Genomic DNA, 21,609 nt, shown 5'->3' with positions numbered 1-21,609 from the left:
ATTTTCAACAAAAATAATGGTATACCCCGCAAAACGGGGTATTTCTTAATAATTAATCAAAACGATAGATGTCCATTCCTAATGAGCCCATTGTGAAGCTACTATGAACAATCGTAAAGCGATTGCCTGTACCCATAGCAAAAAACAAAGGTGCAAAATGTTCAAGCGTAGGGTGGTTGCGTTTCACAAACGGCAGTGATTGCCAGTCTAAAACTCCATCATAATCTTGATGGGAAAGCTTATTAACGACAGTATTTCTAAAAGTTGAAGCCCATTCAGGAACTTTAGAGTTGTCTCCTTGCCAAGATAACTCTGCAAGATTATGAGTAATACTTCCTGAACCAATGAGTAAGATTTGTTTATCACGTAAAGGGGTAAGCGTTTGTCCTATACGATAAATTTCTTGTGCACTTAAATTTGATGGCAAAGAAATTTCGACTACAGGAATGTCTGCATCTGGGTACATATGCAATAAAGGCATCCATACGCCATGATCACGAGGACGGGTATTATTGGCATGTGCAACAAAGTGAGCATCGGCCAATAATTTTAAGATTTCTTCTGCTAATGCTGGTTCGCCAGGCGCACTGTAGCGAATTTCATATAACTCTTTAGGAAATCCACGGAAGTCATGCCATGTTTCAGGACGAGTCGAAATGCTCACTTCAAGTGCTTTACTTTCCCAGTGCGCAGACATCACAATGATTGCCTTAGGTATAGGAAGATTTGTGCCTAAACGGTGTAGAGCAGGTCCCACTTGTTCTGGATCAAGTGCAAGCATGGGCGAGCCATGGGAAATAAACAGTCCAGGAAGGGTTTGTAGTTCCATTTCATTACACCTGAGTTGAAAAGCAGAATAATAGTCATTATGCCAAAATCAGGACATGTTAAAAGTATCCAGATTTCAACGGATTGTTCTTAAAATGAAACGTTTGTTCCTTTTATGCACGGTGATAAGGATGATTGTGATTAATACTCATGGCCCGATATAGTTGCTCGATTAATAAAACACGTACCAACGGATGGGGCATCGTAAGTTTTGAAAGTGACCAATGCCAAGCGGCAGCTTTACGTACCTGATCTGACAAACCATCTGGACCGCCAATCGCAAGTGCTACATCATTACCCTCAAGCATCCATTGTTTCATTGTATCAGCTAATTTTTCTGTACTTAGTTCCCGACCACCAACTTCAAGAGCAATTAAGGTTTCATTCGGTTTTAAAGCATTTAAAATACTTTCGCCTTCAATTTGGCAATACTTTAAAATATCCGCTTCTGAATCATTCTTACCACGTTTGGCCATAGGTAGTTCAATAACTTGGGTTTGAACAAAAGGTTGGATGCGTTTGAAATAATCTTCAAAACCAGTAAGAACCCAAGCAGGCATTTTTTGACCAATGGTCAGAATACGAATTTTCATGTTATCTATTCATTCAAATACAGCTGGCGCATTATACCTGATGAATGAAAGTATCTGACGATCTAAAAAGCTGGCATAAAAAACGCAGTCCAAAAAACAGTGTTGGACTGCGATCAAATGATCATCTGTCTGGAGTTCAGATGATCATAGAGAATAAAAACAAGGCTATCTAAGAATTAGATAGTTAAGAGTACTCATTTATTTAAATACTCTTATTACCTATTATGAGGATGGTTGGATATTTTTCAATCAAATTGTGTAACAAAAAAAAGAGAGCCGAAGCTCTCTCTTTTTTATTTTTTAATTAGTGACGTGCTGCTTTTGAACCTTCCACCGGTTTTACAATCGGTGTTTTAGGTAAAGGCTTTGGCATCGAAACTAATGCTAAAGGTAAGATGTCATCAATACTTTTCACAGCTTTGATTTCCAAACCTTCTTTAACATTCGCAGGAATTTCTGCTAAGTCTCGAACGTTGTCTTGAGGAATGAAGACGAGCTTAATTCCACCGCGGTGTGCTGCAAGAAGTTTTTCTTTTAAGCCACCAATACGCATTGCACGACCACCTAAGCTTGTTTCACCAGTCATTGCAATATCAGGACGAATTGCAATACCTGTAAATGCCGATACAAGCGCAGTTGTTAATGCTAAACCAGCAGATGGACCATCTTTTGGTGTTGCACCTTCAGGTAAATGAACGTGTACATCAGTTTCTTCAAAACGAGAAGCTTCAATACCTAATTCATCGGCACGTGTACGCACTAAAGTCATTGCTGTAGTAATAGATTCTTTCATTACGTCACCGAGTGAACCAGTCGTAATGAATTTACCTTTACCTTTGACAGCTGCAACTTCAATGGTAAGTAACTCACCACCTACAGATGTCCAAGCTAGACCATTTACGCGTCCTACTTGTGCTTCATCTTCTGCGATACCAAAGTCAAACTTATGTGGACCTAAGTATTCTGGAAGATTGGCAGAAGTCACATCAAGTTGTAAGTTTTTAGACTTTTTACTTACTGCTTCTTTTACCACTTTACGTGCAATTTTAGACACTTCACGTTCTAAACTACGTACACCAGCTTCACGTGTATAACGTTGAACAATGTCACGGATCGCTTCTTCATGAATTGTTAATTCTTTTGGACGTAGACCATTGTTCTTAATTGCTTTTGGAACAAGGTAACGTTCAGCAATGTTAACTTTCTCATCTTCGGTATAACCCGGTAGACGAATAACTTCCATACGGTCAAGCAAGGCTTCTGGAATATTCATACTGTTTGCAGTACAGATGAACATCACTTCAGATAGGTCAAGATCAAGATCTAAATAGTGATCGTTGAACTTACTGTTTTGTGATGGATCTAATACTTCAAGCAATGCAGAAGCAGGATCGCCACGGTAGTCTTGCGCCATCTTGTCAATTTCGTCGAGTAAGAACAATGGGTTCTTCACGCCAACTTTTGTTAAAGATTGCACAATTTTACCTGGCATCGCACCAATATAAGTACGACGGTGACCACGAATTTCAGCTTCGTCACGTACACCACCAAGTGCCATACGAACAAATTCACGACCTGTTGCTTTCGCGACAGACTCACCAAGTGAAGTTTTACCTACACCAGGAGGGCCTACTAAACATAGAATCGGACCTTTAAGCTTTTTAACACGCGACTGAACAGCTAGGTATTCAACAATACGGTCTTTTACGTCATCTAAACCGTAGTGATCTGTATCGAGAATTTCCTGTGCTTTCGCAAGGTTGATACTCACTTTACTCGCTTTATTCCACGGCGTATCTAAAATTACTTCTAGATAGTTACGTACAACAGCTGCTTCACTAGACGCTGGTTGCATTGCTTTAAGCTTACGGAACTCAGCTTCAGCTTTTTTACGTACGTGTTCAGGTAAATCAGCTTCAGCAAGACGTTTCTCTATTTCAGCAACGTCATCTTCAGCACCGCCATTCATGTCAGAAAGTTCACGTTGAATGACTTTCATTTTTTCATTTAGAAAGTATTCACGTTGGTTTTTTTCCATTTGACGTTTTACGCTGTCATGCAAAGTTTGTTCAATTTGCTGTTCAGCAGATTGATTTACCAAGTAGCTCATAAGCTCTTGCAAATGTGCTTCAAACTCATCGTGCTCTAAAAACTTCTGTTTAATTTCAATATTTAGAGGCACACGTGTTGCTACGAAGAACATGAGTTGTAGCAAGTCTTCAATTTTATTAGCCGCAGCAACGAGTTCGCGTGCATTACGTAATTTTGCTTCAGCATATTGAGCAAATAAAGTACGCAACTCTTGCAAACGAGTTTCTTGAGTAGCTTTATCTACGTTAATTGTCATTGGACTTAAGCTGTGTTCAGCAGTCAAATGACTATCTTCATCGATAATCTTTTCAAGTTTAGAGCGATGTAAACCTTCAATAAGTACTTTAATGCAGTTTTCATCATTCTCATGATTTACGACTTGAACAATCTTAGCGACAGTTCCGTACTGATAAAGGTTATCGTGATCAATTTCTTCTGTAAGCGAATCTTTTTGCGCAACTACAAATACTAAATTGTCACTGTTACGAGCCACATCAACTGCATTGATCGATTTTTCACGACCCACGAATAACGCAATTTGCATGTGTGGGTAGACCACTACATCACGTAACGCTAAAAGTGGTAATACACTTGGAACCTGAGGCTCTAAGTCAGTTTTTTCATTCATAATAAGTTCAGACATGGGCACTCCTAATGAGTGACAACGAGGTTGCCATGTTTTTTATAGTGATGTGTATTTCAAAAATTACAAGGGCCTCTCTATAGAAAATGTGGAAAAAATGACTAATTTAGTCAACTTTTTTATTAAAATATTATGAATCAATGGATTAATTCTTAAGAAGAATAAAATTTTGTAGAAAGGATAGGTAATTTAGCTTAATAATTATGAAATATTCATATAGTAAAAAAGACGTTTGGATGGAAAATAACCATTTTCTTATGTCATTTGTCGGCATTGTATAATTAACAATAATGCAAAACTTATTTAATATTGAACATTAAATAGCCGTGTTAGTATAAGTTGGTAAATCGGTCTGTCACGTAGAAGTAACCATCCTTAGGGTGGTTACTTTTATGATTTTAGGGGGCATTAAAAACTTAAGACTAATTTTAATTTTCTATAAATATTATCTTTTAAAATAATAAATATGTTGAGGGGTGAGTAAAGCATCTAAGGGTTGATCCCAACTTTGACGTTTTAAAGTATGTCCAATAAATTGAAATTGATGAGCCATTCCCAAACGATAAGGCTTATGTTTTGCACTAGCCAATGTACGGTCATAATAGCCCCCTCCCATCCCAATACGCGTACCGTATTGATCACAAGCTAAAAGTGGCATTAACAGTAAATCAAGTTTTGATACATGTTTTCCTCTTGTTGCCATGGGTTCTTTCATACCCAATGGATGATGAGAAAAACGTCGATTTACATATTGGTTTTTAGATATTCTTACCCAGACTAAACGTTGGTTTATAGAACAAATCATAGGTAAATAAACTTGTTTATTTTTTTGAAAACATAACTTTATGATCAGATCTGTATGAACTTCTCCGAAGGCATGTAAATATAAACCAATTTTTTTTGATGAATGAAAAATAGCAAGACTGTTTAAATGATGGAGAACATTAAGCTGAGCTTTTTTTTGCTCCAATGGGGACAAAGAGCGTCTTTTAGATCTTAAATTTTTTCTAATAAAACTAAGTTCATTCATGCGTAAATCTAACAAAGATTTGAGATCAGTCGAGCAAAATTATACCTATTTTTCTTAAGATTTATGGAAATAGAGAACTAATTAAGAAATAACTTTAAATTTACTTGATACAAGGTATTTTCTTTAGCGATAAAAAATTCTATTTCTTTACGTATTACCAGTATTTATTTACATTTAATCAGATAAGAATATTTAAAAGGATGAATGTGAAATTGTTAAGCCTATGAAGTTAAAAATTTTAACCATTACAATAAGCGCTAGTCTGCTACTTGGTGGGTGTACAAAACAAACAGAACCTGAAGCTGCTGAAGTTGACTATAAAGCTCAATTTGAAGAATCAGATCGTAAAATAGGAGAGTTTTTAGATCAACTAGATAACCCGAATACACCGCAAGAAGTTAAAGTCAAAATCTTATGTCATGACTATCCAGAAGTTTATAAGACCCAATATATGCCTGCCTTAATAAAAATTTCGCCTAAACCTTATACCGAAGAGAAATTATTATCGGATTTGAAAAGTGCAACGGACTACTATAAGGATGCTTTTGCGATTAGATGCACTCAATAAGTTTGTTTTGATTTTAATCTCAAAAAATCAGATAAATGTGAATTGATTGGCATTATTGGGTTGTGATAAATTTTCTTCTATCTTTATAAGTGAAAGTTTAGGGGATTTAGATATGGAAATCTTAAAGTTCTTACAGAGTTTTAATACAGTTGGTACATACTTAACGATCGCTTCAACCGTTTTAGTAGGTCTAATTATTTATTTTTATGTGATTAATCCAGCATAAACACCTTTAAAAGAAATAGGGATCAATTTCCTATTTCTTTATTAATAATAAAATTCTGTAATTAATTCAAAGCTATAAAAATAAGGTAGGTATATGAAATTTAAATTATTTTTTCTTAGTTTTTTAGCTTTTAGCTGTTATGCCGATGAAAGTGTAAATGACCCCGAAATTTGTAATGTGGTAAAGAAAGTTTCTTATATTGTCATGGAAGCGCGTCAACAAAAAGTCCCATCTGAAGACTTGCAGCATATAGCGAATAGTCTTGAAGATCGAAAGGCAAAACAACTTTATCAAGATTTAATTACTTCTGCTTACTCAACCGAAGTATTCAAGACCAGCTTCTTTAAACGAAAAGCGATAGAAGATTTTCAAACAGCTTGGTATCAAGAGTGCCTGAGTGGAAAAGAAAAGTAATTTTGAAGGCAGAGAGTAATTCATCTCTAAAATAATAACGTTATGCATTATTGAATGCATGAGAAAAATATCGTACCGACAGGTCTGTATTGAAAGGCTAATTGAAATAAATTTTTGGAATTTTATTATTTAATTAAAAATAAATGCTCCGAAGATGCCGCTGCATGTGTCGTTACCCTGAACCCGATGAGTTCAAGGTGGACGCGACGTATACTTGCTGGGTTTCCTACTCGAAGGTAGGCATACACTCTAAATATACAGAACGCAATCCATAAGTTTAAGTATCGGCAGGGGAATAGACCCGCTGGCGAACATCCCAGAGATAGCTTAAGTATAACCGATCTAACTATGTTGGCAATCACTTGAGCCTATGGAACTGTAAACTTAGTTTGCGTTTGATGAAGCTTTGTACATTGAAAGTAGATAAAACGATATTCAACTGTAGTTGATAGTCAAAATAAAAAAAGCCTTGCATCTATGATTTATAGAGCAAGGCATTTTGTCGTAATCAAAGCTTGTTTAAATAACCTGTTCCACATCTTCTAAAATCGCTTGCAGTAGGCGTTCACAGTGAGTGTATTCCTGCAAAGATTTATTAAGGCTTAGCACTTCTTGAGTTAACTGTAGAGCGACCATAATGACTAGTTTGTTGTGCTCAACACGTGGGGCACTACGGCGCATGTCATTAAATTTCTCATTGAGAAGTTGCGCTGCGCGTTCAAGTTCATCTTTTTTATCTGAGGTAGTCGCGAGTCTAAAAGTCTGCTCAATCAGCCTAAGCTCTACCATGACTTGTTCACTCATGATTGGATCTCCTCACCAGTTTCAGCATTAGGATGGGCAAGTTGCTGGATTTCTTGAGCGTGTTGATCTTGAGCAGTGCCTAAAATTCCTAAACGCTGAATAATGGCTTCAACTTTTGATTTGGCAAGCTCATTTTTTTGTAACAAACGGTCACGATCTTGTTGTAAATCATGCAGCTCTTGTTGGGTTTGACGCTGGTGAGCTTGTAACTTCTCTTTTGCAACACGTAATTCATTTCGTTCTGCAAGAATTTCTTGAAAACGATTTTTCAAATCAGTCGTACTTTTTTCTAATCGGCTATAACGTTCGGCAAGTGTGTTAGCATCTTGATTCAATTGTTGAAATTGGCCTTTTAACTGAGAAAGTTGCTCAGTTACCGACTCAATTTCCTCTTGTTTTTTAGTGATAATACTATTTTTTTGCACAACTTGTGCGTGATGCTCTGTTTCAGCCAGTTCTTTAGCTTCCGAGAGTGCCGCATGTTCACTCTCTAAATGATGTAAGCGTGTTTTTAAAACGCTAATATGCGCTTGTAGCCGCTGTAATTGTTCTAACATAACGAGGTCGCACAGAATTGCAATCAAAGGTAATATATACAAAGTATAGAGATTGGATAAACGAATGCAAGACGATATTTCAGGCTGGACAGATTGGAACGCTCATTTTGAAGGAATTGAAGAAATTTCAAGCCCTAGTGAGTTACATGGTCTATTAACAGGTATTGTTTGTGTGACAGAAGCGCCTACGCGCGAAGAATGGTCACAAATTTTAACAACCCTTAATGTGCCAGAGTTAAGTGAAGATGCTTTAGCGCTTTTGACTGACGAAGCAGAAGATGTGGTTCATGCTTTATCTGAAGATGAATTAGATTATTTACCAATGCTTCCAGATGATGAACATTTACTTCAAGAGCGTGTGCAAGCATTATCTGATTGGTGTGCTGGTGTTGTGTTAGGCTTTGGTTTGGCATCGGGTCATGTTCGTGGTGATGAGCGCGAATTGATTGAACACCTTCAAGATGTTGCTGCAGTAGAATTTGAAGATTCTGACAATGATGAGGAAGGCGAAAGCAGTTACGAAGAATTGTATGAATTTGTACGCTTAATCCCTGTGAGCTTGTCTATTGGCAGAAAAAAAATCACTGTAGCTGAAAGTTCATTATTGAAAAACTTTCATGCAAAAAGTAAAACTGCGGCTCTAGGTACAGATCAGAATATTGTAGAAATGTTCACACCACATCGTCCAAGCTAATTGAGGCGATGTGTTATTGGTTGTATTTTATTTTTTGACTTTAAAATTCTAAATCAAGTAGATCATTATGAAATTGCCTCAAGCTGATTTTCAACATCGTAGAGACCGTTTAGCAGAAAAAATGGGTCCTAACAGTATTGCAATTATTGCAACGCGTGAGGAGATGTACCGTAATCGTGATGCGGATTATAAATTCCGTGCCGATAGTAGTTTTTTCTATTTGACGGGCTTTGCTGAGCCTGAAGCAGTTGCAGTTATTGAAACTTTTGAGGATGTAACTGACTATAGCTATAGTCTTTTTTGCCGTGAACGTAACCGCGAGATGGAAATCTGGAATGGTTACCGTGCCGGAATTGACGGTGCAATCGAAGACTATGATGCAGATGAAGCCTATGCAATTGATCTGCTTGATGAAGAAATTATTGAAAAGTTATTAAATAAAGAACGCCTTTATTATCGGATTGGGCAAAATGCTGCGTTTGATGCACGAGTGAGCCAGTGGATTAAAAAAGCAGATGCTGAGCATCGACATCAAGGTGCTCCAGCTCAACTGGTACAGCTCGACCGTATTGTTGATGAAATGCGTTTAATCAAGTCACCACAAGAACTTGAGCTGATGCAAACTGCTTCAAAAATTAGTGCTCAGGCACATACTCGTGCGATGCAGATGGTACGGCCAGGTATGATGGAATATGCGCTTGAAGCCGAGCTCAATTATATATTTGGGCAAAACGGCTGTGTCCCATCTTATAACAGTATTGTTGGTGGTGGGGCTAATGCCTGTATTTTGCACTATGTTGAAAATAACCAACCTCTTAAAGACGGTGATTTAGTCTTAATTGACGCTGCATGTGAATATGAGTTCTATGCGTCAGATATTACCCGTACTTTTCCGGTCAATGGTAAGTTTTGTGCTGAACAAAAAGCATTATATGAAGTTGTATTGGCTTCTCAATATGCGGCGATTGATGCAGTACGCATTGGTAATTCGTACCGTGAGCCTCATGAAGTAGCCGTTAAAATTTTAACCGAAGGCCTAATTGAGTTAGGTTTGCTCAAAGGTGATATTAACGAACTTATCGAAACTGAAGCATACCGTCAGTTTTATATGCATGGTACAGGCCATTGGTTAGGAATGGATGTACATGATGTCGGGTCTTACAAAAAAGGTGAAGACTGGCGTCAATATGAAGAAGGTATGGTCGTTACCGTTGAACCAGGCCTATACATTGCACCAGACGATGAAACTGTAGATAAAAAATGGCGTGGTATTGGCATCCGTATTGAAGATGATGTGGTCGCAACATCAAAAGGTCCGCGAGTTTTAACTGCTGATGTAGTTAAAAATATTGCAGATATTGAACATTTAATGGCGCAAGCTAAATCATAATTAAACGTATTCGCCAAAGGAGCACAACTAGATGCAACAACAAGTGATTATTGTAGGTGGGGGAATGGTTGGACTTAGCCTTTCACTCATGCTGGCGAAGGCTAATATTGCAGTAAAGCTGTTAGAAGCTGTGAAATACCCAAACTATGATGATCAAAATGTTGCCCCTTATCATTCCAGTTTCGATGTGCGTAATACGGCTTTATCGCGTCGTAGCGTCCAGATTTATCAGAAGCTGGGGTTATGGGATGCATTACAGCAGCACGCGACTCCAATTCTACAAGTTCACATTACTGAACAAGGCAGTTTTGGTAAGGCACGATTAATTGCAGAACAAGAAAAAGTCGAAAGCTTTGGGCAGGTGATTGAAAATGCTTGGCTCGGTCGTGTTTTATTGACTCAAGTACGTCAGCAGCCTTTGATTGAGCTGATTGATGGCGTTCAAGTGACTGCTTTAACTCAAGATGCTGAGCAAGTACATATTGAGGCCAAGCGTGGTGATGAAGTTTTAAAACTTGAGTCAAAGCTATTAATTGCCGCAGATGGATGTGACTCTTTCTGTCGTCAGGCTATCGGCGTTGGTGTAGATGTTCATGATTATGATCAGGTTGCAATTGTCACTACCGTTCAGACTTCAAAACCACATGAACAAGTCGGTTTTGAGCGTTTTAGCGCATTAGGTCCTTTAGCTTTATTGCCTTTACCGGGCGAATATCGCCGTTCGGTTGTATGGCCTGTTAAAAAAGGCACTGAAGGTGAGTGGTTAGGTGAAGAAAACGACCAACACTTTTTAGATGCTTTGCAAAAAACTTATGGTGACAGAGCGGGTAAATTTGAAAAGACGGGTAAACGCTTTAGTTATCCGCTTTCACAAGTGCTTGCACATAAACAAGCAGTCGGACGCGTTATTTTAATGGGGAATGCGGCGCATACAATCCATCCTGTTGCAGGACAAGGTTTTAACCTATGTCTACGTGATGCGGATGTTTTAGTGCGTTATTTAGTGAATCAGCTAACCGCTTCTGATGATATTGGTAACCCAGATAATTTACTGGCTTATGAACAAGCCCGTTTGTCAGATCAACAGCGAGTAATTAAGTTCTGTGACACCGTGGTTCGTGGTTTTAGTAACCAAAATCCATTATTAAAATTAATTCGTAATACGGGATTAATTGCATTTGATGTCATTCCGGGTGTTAAACCACTGGTAGCGAACTATGCAATGGGGTTAAAAGCATGAGTGAAGTACTAGATGTTGTCATTGTTGGTGGTGGACTGGTTGGTGGTTTAACAGCTTTATTACTTGCGCAAGGTGGTGTACAGCCTACTGTGCTTGATGCTGCTCCTGTACTGGATGTTGAAAAAACACTAAGTGTGATGAACCCACGTGTTTTAGCACTGAGCCAAGCGACCATTCATTTACTTAAAACTGTTAATGTTTGGGATGATCTAGCACGTCAAATGCCATATACAGGCATGCAAGTGTGGAATCTGAATGGCTATGGTGAAATTAATTTTGGTCACGAGTCCTTACAAAGACCAATGCCAGAACAGACCTTGGGTTCTATGGTTGAGCCAAGTGTGTTGAATGTTGCTATTCAACAAAAAATGCTTGAGCAGTTAACAGACTATCGCACTCAAGTTCGCGTGACTCGGATTGAGCAGGGAGTTGGGTGTTGGCATATTCAATTGGCAGATGGTACGACACTTAAAACAAAACTGCTGATTGGGGCAGATGGTGCCAATTCATTTGTACGAGAACAGGCCTTTATTGATCTAGATGTCTTAGATTACAAGCAGGCAGCGATTAGTTGTGCCATTAAAACATCTAAACCCCACAATCATGTTGCTCGTCAAATTTTCTTACCTACAGGGCCTTTAGCTTATTTGCCGATGGCTAGTCTTGAAGAAAGTGAAAATGGCTACTGGCAGTCAATTGTCTGGACACTACCTGATGATTATGCCGATGAATATTCTGCTTTAACCGATCATGAATTTATGCGGCTTTTAACTCGAGAAAGCCAACATATGTTGGGTGAAGTATTAGATGTACGTTCAAGAGCCCAATTCCCGCTCAAAGCGCGCGCTGCAAAACAGTATGTGAAAGCTGGTTTAGCTTTAATTGGGGATGCAGCACATGTTATCCATCCACTTGCTGGACAAGGCGTAAATATTGGTTGTTTAGATGCGGCTGTACTCTGTGATGCATTACTACATGATTTAGCGCGTGGTGTATGGGCAAATGAACAGACATTGTTGCGTTATGAGCATCGCCGTAAAGGCCAAAATGACGCAATGATGCATAGCATGTCGGCAATTGGCTGGTTGGAAAGTAGTGAGCTATTTCCATTTATCTGGGCTCGGAATGTGGGACTCAAGCAAGTTGAACAAATTTCCTTCTTAAAAGAGCGTTTTATGCAACAAGCAAACGGTTTAGGGTCTTTACAAAACACCCAGTATAGTCGTTAAAATAATTACGAAGTTTATGCTCTACTGGTCTAAATAAATATCAGTAGATATTTTTTAAACAATCATTTATATATCATTACCAATTGGGTTGAAAAAGATACACATTTGACCAATTTGGCTCTTTGCTAAATGCAAAGAGATTGCTAAATTTCTGAGGTCTTAGAACCATAGCGATGATGCAATAGAAATCATTCTGGGGAGTGAAAAATGTCAGATATCAATGATTATGAAGATGCAGAAGATTCTGCTGTAGATGAAGATGAAGCGAAGGCAGCTGAAAGCGGTGCAGCTGATGAAGAAGCAAGCAGTATTAATGATACTGATATTGCTGAGGCAGAAACACTGACTGTGACTGCTAAGCAAAAACAGCGCCAAGCGCTGGAAGATGAAGTTGCCGCATTTTTAGCTCGAGGGGGGAGAATTACTGAAGTTCCTCCAGATGAACATAGCGACCATTAATCCTAAAAAGCATCACATGAGTGATGCTTTTTTTATTTTCAAGGAGAGTTTTGAAGCTCTCTCAAGATCCCGCATTCATCTACTGTTCGATTGGTAGAGCAATGCTGTTTTAAATCAATCAAAGATTCTTTTAAAAGTAATAATCGTTCGATTTTTTCAGATACTTCTTTTAAGTATTTATCGACTAAATTATCAATTTCTGTGCAGGCCTGTTTAGGCTGAGTTTTCATTTCTTTTAACGTTTTAATATCACTCAGTGAAATATTTAATTCACGGCAATGCTTAATAAATAAAAGGTCTGCAAGTGTTTGTTCGGTGTAAACACGATAATTATTTTCTGAGCGCTGAATACGGTCCAGCACACCTACTTTTTCGTAATAACGGATCGTATCAATTGGAATATCCGCTTTTTTTGATAATTGACCAATAGAAAAACTCATAAGACTTGACTCTGGAGCTACTCGAGGGTTTTTAATCACTATAAAAGAGTTTTTGAGGAAATAAAATGGCTGGATGTGGTTGTGCTTCAACATGTTCTCCTTCAAAGAAAGTGAGTCCGCGTTTTAGAAAAGCTTTATGGATTGCATTTGTAATCAATGCCTTAATGTTCGTGGTGGAAATATTGGGAGGTTATAAGGCCCAATCTGTTTCACTTTGGGCAGATGCATTGGACTTCGCCGGAGATGCAGCAAACTATGCACTATCTTTAGTCGTTCTTTCGATGAGTTTATATTGGCGTGCGACAGCGGCATTAGTTAAAGGAATAACGATGGCGGCTTTCGGTGTTTTTGTCATTGCGAAAGTGGTCTGGTCGTATTTTTATGGTGTTTCACCCGAACCAATGGTGATGGGGGCAATTGGTGTAATGGCTCTAATTGCTAACGTTTCTGTGGCGCTTATGCTTTATGCATTCCGTGATGGTGATGCCAACATGCGCTCTGTTTGGTTGTGCAGTAGAAATGACTCAATTGCTAATATTGCTGTAATTTTAGCGGCGGTTGGGGTATTTGGAACAGGCAGTGTATTTCCCGATTTATTTGTTGCCTTTGTCATTGCATACTTGGGTGTATCTTCTGGCTATGCTGTTATAAAACAGTCACAACAAGAAAGAAAACAGGCAAGAGTTATAGTTGCCAGTGAAGCGTAATACTAAAGAGTAATAAAAAAGGATCTTTTTATGATCCTTTTTTAATTTTAAGCCGTTAAAACAAGAGGGTTATAGCGATACTCCACATAACGCAACCAATAATGAAATCTAAAATTTTCCAAGCTTTGGGATTGGTAAATAGTGGCTTTAATAATCTTGCACCATAGCCCAGACTAAAAAAGAAAACCCAAGAGGCAAGAATGCTGCCCAAAGCAAAACTCACTTTATCTTCAAGCTGAGTTGCAACTGAACCAATCAGAACAATAGTGTCTAAATAGACATGAGGATTAAGCCAAGTAAAGGCAAGACAGGTCACTAATGCTTGAGTTAATGTTTGTTTTTGACTGCTATCAAGGTCCATACTTTGGGTAGTCTTAAATGCAGCATAAAATGCTTTGGCACCGTAAACTAATAAAAACGTTGCCCCTAAATATTTAGCTACGGTAATTAAGATAGGTGATGCCGTCATGATTTCGGCAAAGCCTAATACACCACAGGCAATTAAAATTGAGTCGGACAGAGCGCAGATTAAACACAACCAAAATACATATTGCTGTTTAAGTCCTTGTTTTAGGACAAAAGCATTTTGAGCTCCAATTGCTACGATAAGCCCACTGCCAATCCCGAAACCTTTAAAAAATATACTAAGAGAGAACATAACAATAAGGTGAAAAAATCAGATGTGGGAATTATCTGACTTTTTATTAAGAAATAAGTAAAATTAAGAATATTTAGGTTTAGCTAAAAAAAATTTAGGTTTTATATGTTAGATAGCAAACAATGTGAAGCCTTTCTTGCAGTAGCAGAATTGGGAAGTTTTGATGCGGCAGGAGAGCATTTATATATTACGCCTTCTGCAGTTTCGTTACGCGTACAGGCTTTAGAAAAGTATTTAGGACAAATTCTAATTATACGGGGGCGCCCGTGTGTGCTCACTCAAGCAGGGCAAACTTTATTACAACATTTACGTCATACGAGGTTAATGGAGCAAAATTTATTACAAGGTTTAATGGGAAAATCATCTGAATCCGAATTTTATAAAATTGCTTTGGCTTCAAATGCAGATTCATTAGCTACTTGGCTTTTACCAAATATTCAGCAAACGCTTTTTAAAGAAAAAATAGTATTAGAACTAAAAATTGATGATCAATCTCACACGCACACTCTTCTGGAGACAGGAAAAGTCAATGCCTGTATTTCGGCAGAAGAGCAGGTCATGTCGGGTTGTTTAGCTCAACCACTAGGAAAAATGCGTTATAAAATGTTGGCTTCTGCTGATTTTGCAAATAAATGGTTTAGTGCTGGAGTGAATAGAGACACATTAAGAAAAACGCCAGCAGTTATTTTTAACCATAAAGATTTAATGCATTCAGAGGTTCTATTAAAAGGATACGGTTTACCGATGCAAAGTTATCCTTATAGTTTTATTCCAGCAACTGATGCTTTCGTTAAAGCAATTCAATTAGGTTTAGGCTATGGCATGGTGCCCGAACTTCAAGTTCAACCATTACTCGAAAATGGAACACTTGTTGATATTATGCCTGAAGCCCAACTTGATGTTCCTTTATATTGGCACCACTGGAAAAGACAGTCGCAGCAACTTGACGTATTAACTGAAACAATTGTTCAGTCAGCAAAAAAGATATTGAGATAAATTTAAGTCCGTGAGCGGGCATAAAAATTTGAAACATGCTGAATATAAAACTCTATATCTTGTGTTGAGTAACCTAAAAGTTGTCCGATTCTACGGTCAAGTTCTAAGCGATCTTCGAGTTGAGTCTCCTTTAGTGATTTTTCAATACATAACACAAGTTCATTTAAATCTGCTAAAGGAGCATTTTTATAGATCAGCATAATTGAAAATGGTAAAGGTAAAGAGGTTTCAATGTCTTTACTCAGCATAGATAAAGTACCTTGCTCGAGATGCTCTAAAAACTCGGTAGGTAGTAGATCATAAAACAAAGCGATAGGTTTCTCGCCTGAAAGTAGTAATTCTAGTTCACACTCTTCATGCGGCCCAAGCTTTCCAAGCTGTTCAATCATGTAAATACTCTTATTTTTATCTTTAATATTATTATGCAAAATTCATGCACAGTGATGATGAAGGCTATTTATTGTTCATCACTGTGCTTAATCAAAAGATTAAGATTGTGTTAACTCAAGCGCACGTTGATAAGCGACTTTTTTCTTAACTCCTGTTAAATCAGCAGCTAGTTGAGATGCCGCTTTAACAGATAAATCTTGAAGTAAGCGCTTTAAAAGCTCATCTAGTTTTTCTTGTTCCAGATCTGTTTTTTCTGGTGCGCCGCCAATTACAAGAACAATTTCGCCTTTTTCTTGGTTGTGATCATTTTCAATAAAACTGACCAAATCTTTTAAAGTCATTTTTTTGATGGTTTCAAAAGTTTTGGTAATTTCACGTGCGAAACCTACAGGTCGATCTTCACCAAATACCTCAGCCATATTTTTTACACACTCTAAAATACGGTGGGGCGCTTCATAAAAAATTAAGGTCTGAGTTTCATTTTTGAGTTTTTCTAATTGAGAAATACGTTGAGAAGCTTTTGATGGCAAAAATCCTTCAAAACTAAAACGATCACTCGGTAGACCTACTGCACTTAAAGCGGCAATCGCAGCACATGCGCCAGGCACGGGAACAACCCTAATACCATGTTCTTGAGCAGCTCGAACTAACTTAAAACCAGGGTCACTAATAAGCGGCGTACCTGCATCACTAATTAAAGCAATATCATCGCCTGCAAGTAATTTTTGAACTAACTGCTCAATTTTATTACTTTCATTGTGATCATGACATGCAGTAAGTTGAGTCGATATATTATAGTGCTTAAATAATTGTGCTGATTGACGCGTATCTTCGGCAGCTACAATAGAAACTGATTTTAAAATATCAATTGCACGGAAAGTCATATCATCTAAGTGCCCGATTGGGGTGGCTACAACGAATAACTGAGCACTCATTTGGTTTTACTCCGTACAGATAAACAATTTTAATGGGGTAGTTTACCCGAAATTATGATTTGGGCGTGAACAAAGTCTGCCAACCTTTGCTTTTCCAAAATGATCTGATTTTCATTTGTTCAATTTAGATCAGAAAGTACGGGTGGATTTAACGAAATAATTTAAGCATCAAAATCTGTGGTGCTACTTTTAATTTGGGGAAGATAAGAATGCTATTAGCGCAGCAGTTGGGTAAATGGGCAGAGCAAACGGCTTTAAACCTGTTGCAAAAGCAAAACTATGTATGGGTAACCAGTAATTACCATTCACGCCGTGGTGAAGTGGATTTGATTGTTAAAAGAGGGCAAGAGCTGGTTTTTGTTGAGGTAAAGGCGCGTACTATAGGAAATTATGGACAGGCTTGTGAAATGGTGACAAGAACAAAGCAGAAGAAAATTATTAAAACCGCGATGCATTTTTTACAGCGCTACCCATCTTATCAGGATTTTTATTGTCGTTTTGATGTGATTTGTTTTGATTTTCCACAGAAAATTGCAAAAACAGTACAGCAAGACTTTTCAAATTTCCATTATGATCTGCAATGGATCGAAAATGCATTTACTTTGGATTAAGAGTTCATTACTCTTTTGAGCAAATTAAAACCGATGTTTTATGATCAAGCCAAGAAGAGATTGATAGGAGTCTGGTGGAGTGTTGAAACGTATTGCTGTAACAGCGCTTTGTGTCGCAAGTTTGTCAGGTTGCGCAAGTTTTATTTCTGGTGGAACAGGTACAGCTCCAGTCGGAACAGATAGTGGTGTACGTAGCTTAGGTCAGGTATTCATTGATTCTTCAATTAAACGTACAGCGAATATTAACCTCTATAAGCTTGATCAGCGTTTTAAACAATCACGTATTAATATCGAAAGTTTCCATAGTACTGTTTTATTAACAGGACAAGTGCCAGACCCATACTTGAAACAATTGGCAGAAGACAATCTTAAAGCCATGAGTGATGTAAAAGCTGTACATAACTACATTACCGTGGGTAATAAGGTCAGCTATAACACGATCATGCAAGATGCTGGTGTAACTGCAAATACACGTGCTCTTTTAATGAAAGCGCCAGTTGTATCGGACAGTAAAGTACTTGTCCATACCGAAGATGGTGTTTTATATGTGATGGGCCGTTTAAATACAGCTGAAATTAATGATTTAAATAATGTGCTTCAAAATGTTGGTAACGTGACCAAAATTGTGACACTCATTGATAACGTTGATTTAGCACCTGCGCCAGCGGCGAGTACTGCTAGTGCAACGACTACACCAATTATTAATAACGTCATTGCTCAACCAACAGTTCAAACTCCTGTTGCAATTGATCCTGACCAAACAGATCCAGCTTCGAATGCACAGTAATATATGAATCTGATTGAACAACTACAAAGTAAAATTGAACAGGCGCGAACTCTTTATAAAGAGTTCCGCCTTTATGATTTGGGGAGTTTTGCTTTAAACCGTTTTACGCCAAAAGATGGTTTTGAACAGGTCGCAAATGTACGTTATGGTCTAAAGCCGCGTCACCGTTTGGATATTTATCGATCTGTTAAAAAACTAGCACATCAGCCTCTTATTGTTTTTGTACATGGTGGTGCTTGGCAACATGGTAATAAGCGAGATTATCTTTTTATTGGTGAGACGTTTGCTAAAGAAGGCTATGACGTTGCAGTTATCAACTATCAATTAGCTCCTAAAAATATTTTTCCGAGTTTTGTTGATGACCTGACTCAGGCATTGAATTATTTACATCAAAACCAAGACAAACTAGAAATTTCTACAGAAAATGTTGTGCTTATGGGACATTCGGCAGGAGCATTTAATGTAATGTCTGCTGTTTATCACCCAAAACCAAATCCTATTCAATGTTTAGGTAATATTAAGGCGATTTTTGGTTTAGCTGGACCTTATCATTTTGATTATAAGGGTGATCCACTTGCAGAAGATGCTTTTGATCAAAGTATTTCTTATCAAGAGGTGATGCCATACTATTTCGTCAATCAAAATAGTATTAAACATTACTTGCTCATGGCTGAAAATGATCAGCTTGTCGGTAAAGAAAATACGTTGGATTTGGATCGGGCTTTAAGACAGAGTGGAAATCACAGCCATATCGCTGTGATTCCTAAAACTGGACATATTACAATTTTGGCCAGTCTTTCTAGCTTTATTAGCCACTATTTCAGAACGAAAAGAACGATCTTACATTTTCTCGAAGAAGTGTTTTAAACGAGAGTCTCGTTTAAAACACGGCAGATTACCCAGCTTGGGTAATCTGCATAATCATTGAATGAGCAATACTTCCTTTAAACGGAATCTCAGGTAATTGATCAATTTTGAAAAATTGGGCATCTGCAATTTCTTCTTCTTGAAGCTTAATTTCACCCGACTCATATTCTGCCCGAAATGCCACCATAAGGTTACTTGGGAATGGCCAAGGCTGGCTGGACATATACTGAATATTTTTAAGTTTTAAACCGACTTCTTCAAAGGCTTCACGTTGTACTGCCTCTTCAAGTGTTTCGCCCACCTCAACAAAACCTGCAATCAAACCATACATATTGGTTTTGTTATGAACTGATTTAGCCAGCAAGATTTCATCATCACCACGAGTAATGACGGTAATAATGCAAGGGTTTACACGAGGATATTGGTGGTAGCGACAAGAAGGGCATACCATTGCATATTCGGTTGGATGAACTTCTGTCGGATGTCCACAGTGGCTACAAAACTTATGGTTACGTCGCCATTCAAGTAATTGAACAGCACGGCTTGCCTGCAAAAACTGTTCTTTCGACCAGCTGGTAATAAGCTGGCGAATTGGGACAAGTTGTAAGCCTTCGGGGATAGGTTCCTCAGCAAGCAAGTCACGTGCAATGACTTGCTCATCATGAGTGAAAAGTAAATCACTTGCTAACTTTTCGACTTTGGGTAGTTGGAGATTCTGGTCAACCAGTAATTGTTGATGATGGAAAATATAAGCAAGTGATAATTCAGACATTAAGCTGCCTTTTTTTGAAGTTGTTGACTACTCGACAATGCTACATTAAACATGGATTGTAGAACAGGTTGTTTATTTTTTAAATTGTCAACTAACATGTCAATGCCTGCCAATACGTTAAAAATACAGTGAATTTGGTCTGTATTAAAAGGCTGGCTTTGTTCAAGTTGCTCTTGAATAAATTGGGCAGTTTGGAGTAAAGCATGTTGTTGCGTCGTGCTTCCTAAAAATTCGGCTGCACCTGCTAACTCTTTTAATGAACCTGCAATCGCTTCAATATTTTGTGTCTGATCATTGGCATACAACGTAAGACTCTGACAGATAAAATCAATTAAATTTTTTGTCTCGGTAAGCAAAGTCTGATGAGCTTCATCAAGGCGATCTAAAGAAATAGCCGTATTATTCACGCTAAGTTGTAGACGATTTGACGTGTAATTGCGTACCAAAATACCAATTGAGTTCATGGCAGATAAAATGCTGTTCATCAGCTGCTGAGCATAGTTTTCATCACTTAAAATGTTAAGTTGACTTAAACTGCTGGCTTGTTGAGAAAGAGCAGATGCGGCTTCATCAAGGTTTAGGAGTTTAAAGGTATAAGCTAACTGCAAAAGGCTTGTTTGTAGCTGCTGTGCTTTTTCAGGCGACATGTTTTGGTAGTTGTATTCAATATCGTTTCGTACCTTATTCATTTCATCCAAGATTAATTGGCTGACTGTGTGCATCGTGTCAAAGTCAGGACCAAAGAGATGGCGACTTAAAACGAGTAATTGAGTATCAGTCGGTGTTTCATCACCAATATGAATTTGGTTACGAATAAGGTGAGCAATCTCATCTTCTTGAGCGATGACAATACTTAAAATATCTGCGAATGCCGCTAAATTAGGTTGAAAACTTTCGGGTGCTGCCAAAAATAGAGCAATATGACTTTCAATATTAATCAGTACACGTAGGCGTGAATCATTTAAAAGGAGGTCATCAATATGGTTAAAAGCGTAATTGACGAGCTGCCAATATTTTTGGCTTGGCTGAGTATTCGCCATGCTGACCAAATAGGTTGCAATAAGTTTAAAGGCTTGAAAATTCTGAGCTGAGGCTGTCTTTTTTAAAAATTGGTGTAGAGAGAGTTTGTAGAGTTGATGGATGAATTGAGTTTTTTCCTTAATTAATATTTCAGGCAAGGGTAGTTCAAGCGAAGTATTTGCAAGTAAAGGGACAATAGCTTGTCCCGATGTAGTTAGAGGCTTATTTAAAGCTAATTCTAAATTATTTAAAGTCGTAAGAAGAAATTGTGGAACTTGTATTTCACGCAAACAGATAAATTCAATATAACGCTTTACCATGGTCGTGCCTTCGCTTAGGGCAACGACATCATCAGTATTAATTTGTGCTGGATTTGCAATAATTTTTTGCATCAACTCAGTTGAATACTGAGTGATTTTTGCAAGATAAGGAACGTCAATTAAACGTAGAACTTGAGTGCATTGTTTAAACTGTTCTAATGCATCATCAATACCAAAAGGGAGAGTTTGTTCTTCAATTAAGGTACTTACCGCACCTTCTACCAGTTTTATTGAACGATCAATTTCATGTTTAATGATGAGTAAAGCTGTTGGATCGAAATGAATCGACGTATGCTCAGACATAAACGTTCCCCTTTGCAAAAAAATCAATTGTTATATT

Annotated in this window: 25 protein-coding genes and 1 other RNA gene; 13 read left to right on the top strand and 13 right to left on the bottom strand. The window is 37.9% G+C overall.

Translation table 11 applies throughout. The annotated features are described in order from the left end of the window. Positions 1 to 52 precede the first annotated feature (52 nt). The 4 genes from MKL51_RS15425 to MKL51_RS15410 form a co-directional block, all read right to left on the bottom strand. Entirely contained in the window at positions 53 to 829 is a 777-nt protein-coding gene (locus tag MKL51_RS15425) for a DODA-type extradiol aromatic ring-opening family dioxygenase (RefSeq protein ID WP_005802908.1), read from the bottom strand. A 112-nt stretch (positions 830 to 941) separates the two neighbouring features. Then, complete coding sequence (gene rlmH, locus MKL51_RS15420) at positions 942 to 1,421, bottom strand: 23S rRNA (pseudouridine(1915)-N(3))-methyltransferase RlmH (protein ID WP_002054393.1); 480 nt, start codon at positions 1,419 to 1,421, stop codon at positions 942 to 944. A 304-nt stretch (positions 1,422 to 1,725) separates the two neighbouring features. Beyond that, positions 1,726 to 4,155, bottom strand: a complete 2,430-nt coding sequence (gene lon / locus MKL51_RS15415) for an endopeptidase La (RefSeq protein ID WP_002117591.1) — start codon at positions 4,153 to 4,155, stop codon at positions 1,726 to 1,728. 445 nt (positions 4,156 to 4,600) lie between these two features. Continuing rightward, on the bottom strand, positions 4,601 to 5,185 hold the full coding sequence (locus MKL51_RS15410; protein ID WP_005802899.1) for a 5-formyltetrahydrofolate cyclo-ligase: 585 nt from the start codon (positions 5,183 to 5,185) through the stop codon (positions 4,601 to 4,603). Positions 5,186 to 5,408: 223 nt separating this feature from the next. Between MKL51_RS15410 and MKL51_RS15405 the strand changes: the two genes are divergently transcribed. From MKL51_RS15405 to MKL51_RS15395, 3 genes are all read left to right on the top strand, one after another. Then, a complete protein-coding gene (locus MKL51_RS15405) occupies positions 5,409 to 5,753 on the top strand; it encodes a hypothetical protein (protein WP_005802897.1) in 345 nt (114 codons plus the stop codon). A gap of 112 nt (positions 5,754 to 5,865) precedes the next feature. Beyond that, positions 5,866 to 5,979, top strand: coding sequence for a hypothetical protein (locus MKL51_RS15400; protein WP_002117788.1), 114 nt, complete (start codon positions 5,866 to 5,868; stop codon positions 5,977 to 5,979). 93 nt (positions 5,980 to 6,072) lie between these two features. Beyond that, positions 6,073 to 6,393: a hypothetical protein gene (locus MKL51_RS15395; RefSeq protein WP_005802895.1), complete on the top strand. Its 321-nt coding sequence runs from the start codon at positions 6,073 to 6,075 to the stop codon at positions 6,391 to 6,393. A gap of 141 nt (positions 6,394 to 6,534) precedes the next feature. Here the strand turns inward: MKL51_RS15395 and ssrS are convergent. The 3 genes from ssrS to MKL51_RS15380 form a co-directional block, all read right to left on the bottom strand. Then, positions 6,535 to 6,719: non-coding RNA, 6S RNA (ssrS, locus tag MKL51_RS15390), on the bottom strand. A 193-nt stretch (positions 6,720 to 6,912) separates the two neighbouring features. After that, the gene (locus MKL51_RS15385; protein ID WP_002117766.1) at positions 6,913 to 7,197 is read right to left on the bottom strand and encodes a cell division protein ZapA; all 285 of its coding nucleotides are present in this window, start codon (positions 7,195 to 7,197) and stop codon (positions 6,913 to 6,915) included. Further along, positions 7,194 to 7,754, bottom strand: coding sequence for a hypothetical protein (locus tag MKL51_RS15380; RefSeq protein ID WP_002117619.1), 561 nt, complete (start codon positions 7,752 to 7,754; stop codon positions 7,194 to 7,196). The genes MKL51_RS15385 and MKL51_RS15380 overlap by 4 nt, the downstream gene beginning before the upstream one ends. Before the next feature lie 64 nt (positions 7,755 to 7,818). On the opposite strand from MKL51_RS15380, the gene MKL51_RS15375 reads away from it, so the two are divergent. The 5 genes from MKL51_RS15375 (at position 7,819) to MKL51_RS15355 (ending at position 12,766) form a co-directional block, all read left to right on the top strand. Beyond that, entirely contained in the window at positions 7,819 to 8,448 is a 630-nt protein-coding gene (locus MKL51_RS15375; RefSeq protein WP_005802891.1) for a UPF0149 family protein, read from the top strand. Positions 8,449 to 8,515: 67 nt separating this feature from the next. After that, a complete protein-coding gene (gene pepP, locus MKL51_RS15370) occupies positions 8,516 to 9,838 on the top strand; it encodes a Xaa-Pro aminopeptidase (protein ID WP_005802888.1) in 1,323 nt (440 codons plus the stop codon). A 31-nt stretch (positions 9,839 to 9,869) separates the two neighbouring features. After that, positions 9,870 to 11,078, top strand: a complete 1,209-nt coding sequence (gene ubiH / locus MKL51_RS15365) for a 2-octaprenyl-6-methoxyphenyl hydroxylase (protein ID WP_005802886.1) — start codon at positions 9,870 to 9,872, stop codon at positions 11,076 to 11,078. Further along, positions 11,075 to 12,307: an FAD-dependent monooxygenase gene (locus MKL51_RS15360; RefSeq protein ID WP_005802884.1), complete on the top strand. Its 1,233-nt coding sequence runs from the start codon at positions 11,075 to 11,077 to the stop codon at positions 12,305 to 12,307. Before ubiH ends, MKL51_RS15360 begins: the two co-directional genes overlap by 4 nt. A 207-nt stretch (positions 12,308 to 12,514) precedes the next feature. Further along, positions 12,515 to 12,766, top strand: a complete 252-nt coding sequence (locus MKL51_RS15355) for a hypothetical protein (RefSeq protein ID WP_002117665.1) — start codon at positions 12,515 to 12,517, stop codon at positions 12,764 to 12,766. Between the two features lie 38 nt (positions 12,767 to 12,804). Here MKL51_RS15355 and MKL51_RS15350 read toward each other — a convergent pair whose 3' ends face one another. Then, positions 12,805 to 13,206 (bottom strand): MerR family transcriptional regulator, encoded by a 402-nt coding sequence (locus MKL51_RS15350; RefSeq protein ID WP_002117526.1) that lies wholly within the window; start codon positions 13,204 to 13,206, stop codon positions 12,805 to 12,807. Positions 13,207 to 13,271: 65 nt separating this feature from the next. On the opposite strand from MKL51_RS15350, the gene MKL51_RS15345 reads away from it, so the two are divergent. Continuing rightward, complete coding sequence (locus MKL51_RS15345) at positions 13,272 to 13,913, top strand: cation transporter (protein WP_005802881.1); 642 nt, start codon at positions 13,272 to 13,274, stop codon at positions 13,911 to 13,913. Between the two features lie 55 nt (positions 13,914 to 13,968). Here the strand turns inward: MKL51_RS15345 and MKL51_RS15340 are convergent, their stop codons facing one another. Further along, positions 13,969 to 14,571 carry a LysE/ArgO family amino acid transporter gene (locus tag MKL51_RS15340; RefSeq protein WP_002117603.1) on the bottom strand — a complete coding sequence of 201 codons (603 nt, stop codon included), beginning with the start codon at positions 14,569 to 14,571 and terminating at the stop codon, positions 13,969 to 13,971. A 105-nt stretch (positions 14,572 to 14,676) separates the two neighbouring features. On the opposite strand from MKL51_RS15340, the gene MKL51_RS15335 reads away from it, so the two are divergent. Further along, complete coding sequence (locus MKL51_RS15335) at positions 14,677 to 15,567, top strand: LysR family transcriptional regulator ArgP (protein ID WP_002117793.1); 891 nt, start codon at positions 14,677 to 14,679, stop codon at positions 15,565 to 15,567. 2 nt (positions 15,568 to 15,569) lie between these two features. On the opposite strand, the gene MKL51_RS15330 is transcribed toward MKL51_RS15335, so the two are convergent. Next, on the bottom strand, positions 15,570 to 15,956 hold the full coding sequence (locus tag MKL51_RS15330) for a hemin receptor (RefSeq protein WP_002117574.1): 387 nt from the start codon (positions 15,954 to 15,956) through the stop codon (positions 15,570 to 15,572). 99 nt (positions 15,957 to 16,055) lie between these two features. Beyond that, the gene (rsmI, locus tag MKL51_RS15325; protein ID WP_002117498.1) at positions 16,056 to 16,892 is read right to left on the bottom strand and encodes a 16S rRNA (cytidine(1402)-2'-O)-methyltransferase; all 837 of its coding nucleotides are present in this window, start codon (positions 16,890 to 16,892) and stop codon (positions 16,056 to 16,058) included. A gap of 209 nt (positions 16,893 to 17,101) precedes the next feature. On the opposite strand from rsmI, the gene MKL51_RS15320 reads away from it, so the two are divergent. The 3 genes from MKL51_RS15320 to MKL51_RS15310 all read left to right on the top strand — a co-directional run bounded on the left by MKL51_RS15320 (position 17,102) and on the right by MKL51_RS15310 (position 19,157). Beyond that, positions 17,102 to 17,503, top strand: coding sequence for a YraN family protein (locus tag MKL51_RS15320; RefSeq protein ID WP_002117648.1), 402 nt, complete (start codon positions 17,102 to 17,104; stop codon positions 17,501 to 17,503). 79 nt (positions 17,504 to 17,582) lie between these two features. Continuing rightward, complete coding sequence (locus MKL51_RS15315; protein ID WP_002117601.1) at positions 17,583 to 18,290, top strand: BON domain-containing protein; 708 nt, start codon at positions 17,583 to 17,585, stop codon at positions 18,288 to 18,290. Between the two features lie 3 nt (positions 18,291 to 18,293). Continuing rightward, positions 18,294 to 19,157, top strand: coding sequence for an alpha/beta hydrolase (locus tag MKL51_RS15310; protein WP_002117650.1), 864 nt, complete (start codon positions 18,294 to 18,296; stop codon positions 19,155 to 19,157). Between the two features lie 28 nt (positions 19,158 to 19,185). Here the strand turns inward: MKL51_RS15310 and nudC are convergent, their stop codons facing one another. After that, positions 19,186 to 19,929: an NAD(+) diphosphatase gene (gene nudC / locus MKL51_RS15305; RefSeq protein ID WP_005070517.1), complete on the bottom strand. Its 744-nt coding sequence runs from the start codon at positions 19,927 to 19,929 to the stop codon at positions 19,186 to 19,188. Then, the gene (locus tag MKL51_RS15300; protein ID WP_002117761.1) at positions 19,929 to 21,572 is read right to left on the bottom strand and encodes a hypothetical protein; all 1,644 of its coding nucleotides are present in this window, start codon (positions 21,570 to 21,572) and stop codon (positions 19,929 to 19,931) included. The genes nudC and MKL51_RS15300 overlap by 1 nt, the downstream gene beginning before the upstream one ends. Between the last annotated feature and the right edge of the window lie 37 nt (positions 21,573 to 21,609).

The organism is Acinetobacter sp. AOR18_HL, from assembly GCF_027855145.1.
Classification (GTDB): domain Bacteria; phylum Pseudomonadota; class Gammaproteobacteria; order Pseudomonadales; family Moraxellaceae; genus Acinetobacter; species Acinetobacter pittii.
The sequence above is the reverse complement of the archived record's forward strand: the minus strand, read 5'-3'. Positions and strand labels throughout refer to the sequence as shown.

Bases quoted from the DNA above. Each gene is read 5' to 3' on its own strand.
- MKL51_RS15425 (WP_005802908.1), bottom strand. From the start codon at position 829: ATGGAACTACAAACCCTTCCTGGACTGTTTATTTCCCATGGCTCGCCC.
- rlmH (WP_002054393.1), bottom strand. From the start codon at position 1,421: ATGAAAATTCGTATTCTGACCATTGGTCAAAAAATGCCTGCTTGGGTT.
- lon (WP_002117591.1), bottom strand. From the start codon at position 4,155: ATGTCTGAACTTATTATGAATGAAAAAACTGACTTAGAGCCTCAGGTT.
- MKL51_RS15410 (WP_005802899.1), bottom strand. From the start codon at position 5,185: ATGAATGAACTTAGTTTTATTAGAAAAAATTTAAGATCTAAAAGACGC.
- MKL51_RS15405 (WP_005802897.1), top strand. From the start codon at position 5,409: ATGAAGTTAAAAATTTTAACCATTACAATAAGCGCTAGTCTGCTACTT.
- MKL51_RS15400 (WP_002117788.1), top strand. From the start codon at position 5,866: ATGGAAATCTTAAAGTTCTTACAGAGTTTTAATACAGTTGGTACATAC.
- MKL51_RS15395 (WP_005802895.1), top strand. From the start codon at position 6,073: ATGAAATTTAAATTATTTTTTCTTAGTTTTTTAGCTTTTAGCTGTTAT.
- MKL51_RS15385 (WP_002117766.1), bottom strand. From the start codon at position 7,197: ATGAGTGAACAAGTCATGGTAGAGCTTAGGCTGATTGAGCAGACTTTT.
- MKL51_RS15380 (WP_002117619.1), bottom strand. From the start codon at position 7,754: ATGTTAGAACAATTACAGCGGCTACAAGCGCATATTAGCGTTTTAAAA.
- MKL51_RS15375 (WP_005802891.1), top strand. From the start codon at position 7,819: ATGCAAGACGATATTTCAGGCTGGACAGATTGGAACGCTCATTTTGAA.
- pepP (WP_005802888.1), top strand. From the start codon at position 8,516: ATGAAATTGCCTCAAGCTGATTTTCAACATCGTAGAGACCGTTTAGCA.
- ubiH (WP_005802886.1), top strand. From the start codon at position 9,870: ATGCAACAACAAGTGATTATTGTAGGTGGGGGAATGGTTGGACTTAGC.
- MKL51_RS15360 (WP_005802884.1), top strand. From the start codon at position 11,075: ATGAGTGAAGTACTAGATGTTGTCATTGTTGGTGGTGGACTGGTTGGT.
- MKL51_RS15355 (WP_002117665.1), top strand. From the start codon at position 12,515: ATGTCAGATATCAATGATTATGAAGATGCAGAAGATTCTGCTGTAGAT.
- MKL51_RS15350 (WP_002117526.1), bottom strand. From the start codon at position 13,206: ATGAGTTTTTCTATTGGTCAATTATCAAAAAAAGCGGATATTCCAATT.
- MKL51_RS15345 (WP_005802881.1), top strand. From the start codon at position 13,272: ATGGCTGGATGTGGTTGTGCTTCAACATGTTCTCCTTCAAAGAAAGTG.
- MKL51_RS15340 (WP_002117603.1), bottom strand. From the start codon at position 14,571: ATGTTCTCTCTTAGTATATTTTTTAAAGGTTTCGGGATTGGCAGTGGG.
- MKL51_RS15335 (WP_002117793.1), top strand. From the start codon at position 14,677: ATGTTAGATAGCAAACAATGTGAAGCCTTTCTTGCAGTAGCAGAATTG.
- MKL51_RS15330 (WP_002117574.1), bottom strand. From the start codon at position 15,956: ATGATTGAACAGCTTGGAAAGCTTGGGCCGCATGAAGAGTGTGAACTA.
- rsmI (WP_002117498.1), bottom strand. From the start codon at position 16,892: ATGAGTGCTCAGTTATTCGTTGTAGCCACCCCAATCGGGCACTTAGAT.
- MKL51_RS15320 (WP_002117648.1), top strand. From the start codon at position 17,102: ATGCTATTAGCGCAGCAGTTGGGTAAATGGGCAGAGCAAACGGCTTTA.
- MKL51_RS15310 (WP_002117650.1), top strand. From the start codon at position 18,294: ATGAATCTGATTGAACAACTACAAAGTAAAATTGAACAGGCGCGAACT.
- nudC (WP_005070517.1), bottom strand. From the start codon at position 19,929: ATGTCTGAATTATCACTTGCTTATATTTTCCATCATCAACAATTACTG.
- MKL51_RS15300 (WP_002117761.1), bottom strand. From the start codon at position 21,572: ATGTCTGAGCATACGTCGATTCATTTCGATCCAACAGCTTTACTCATC.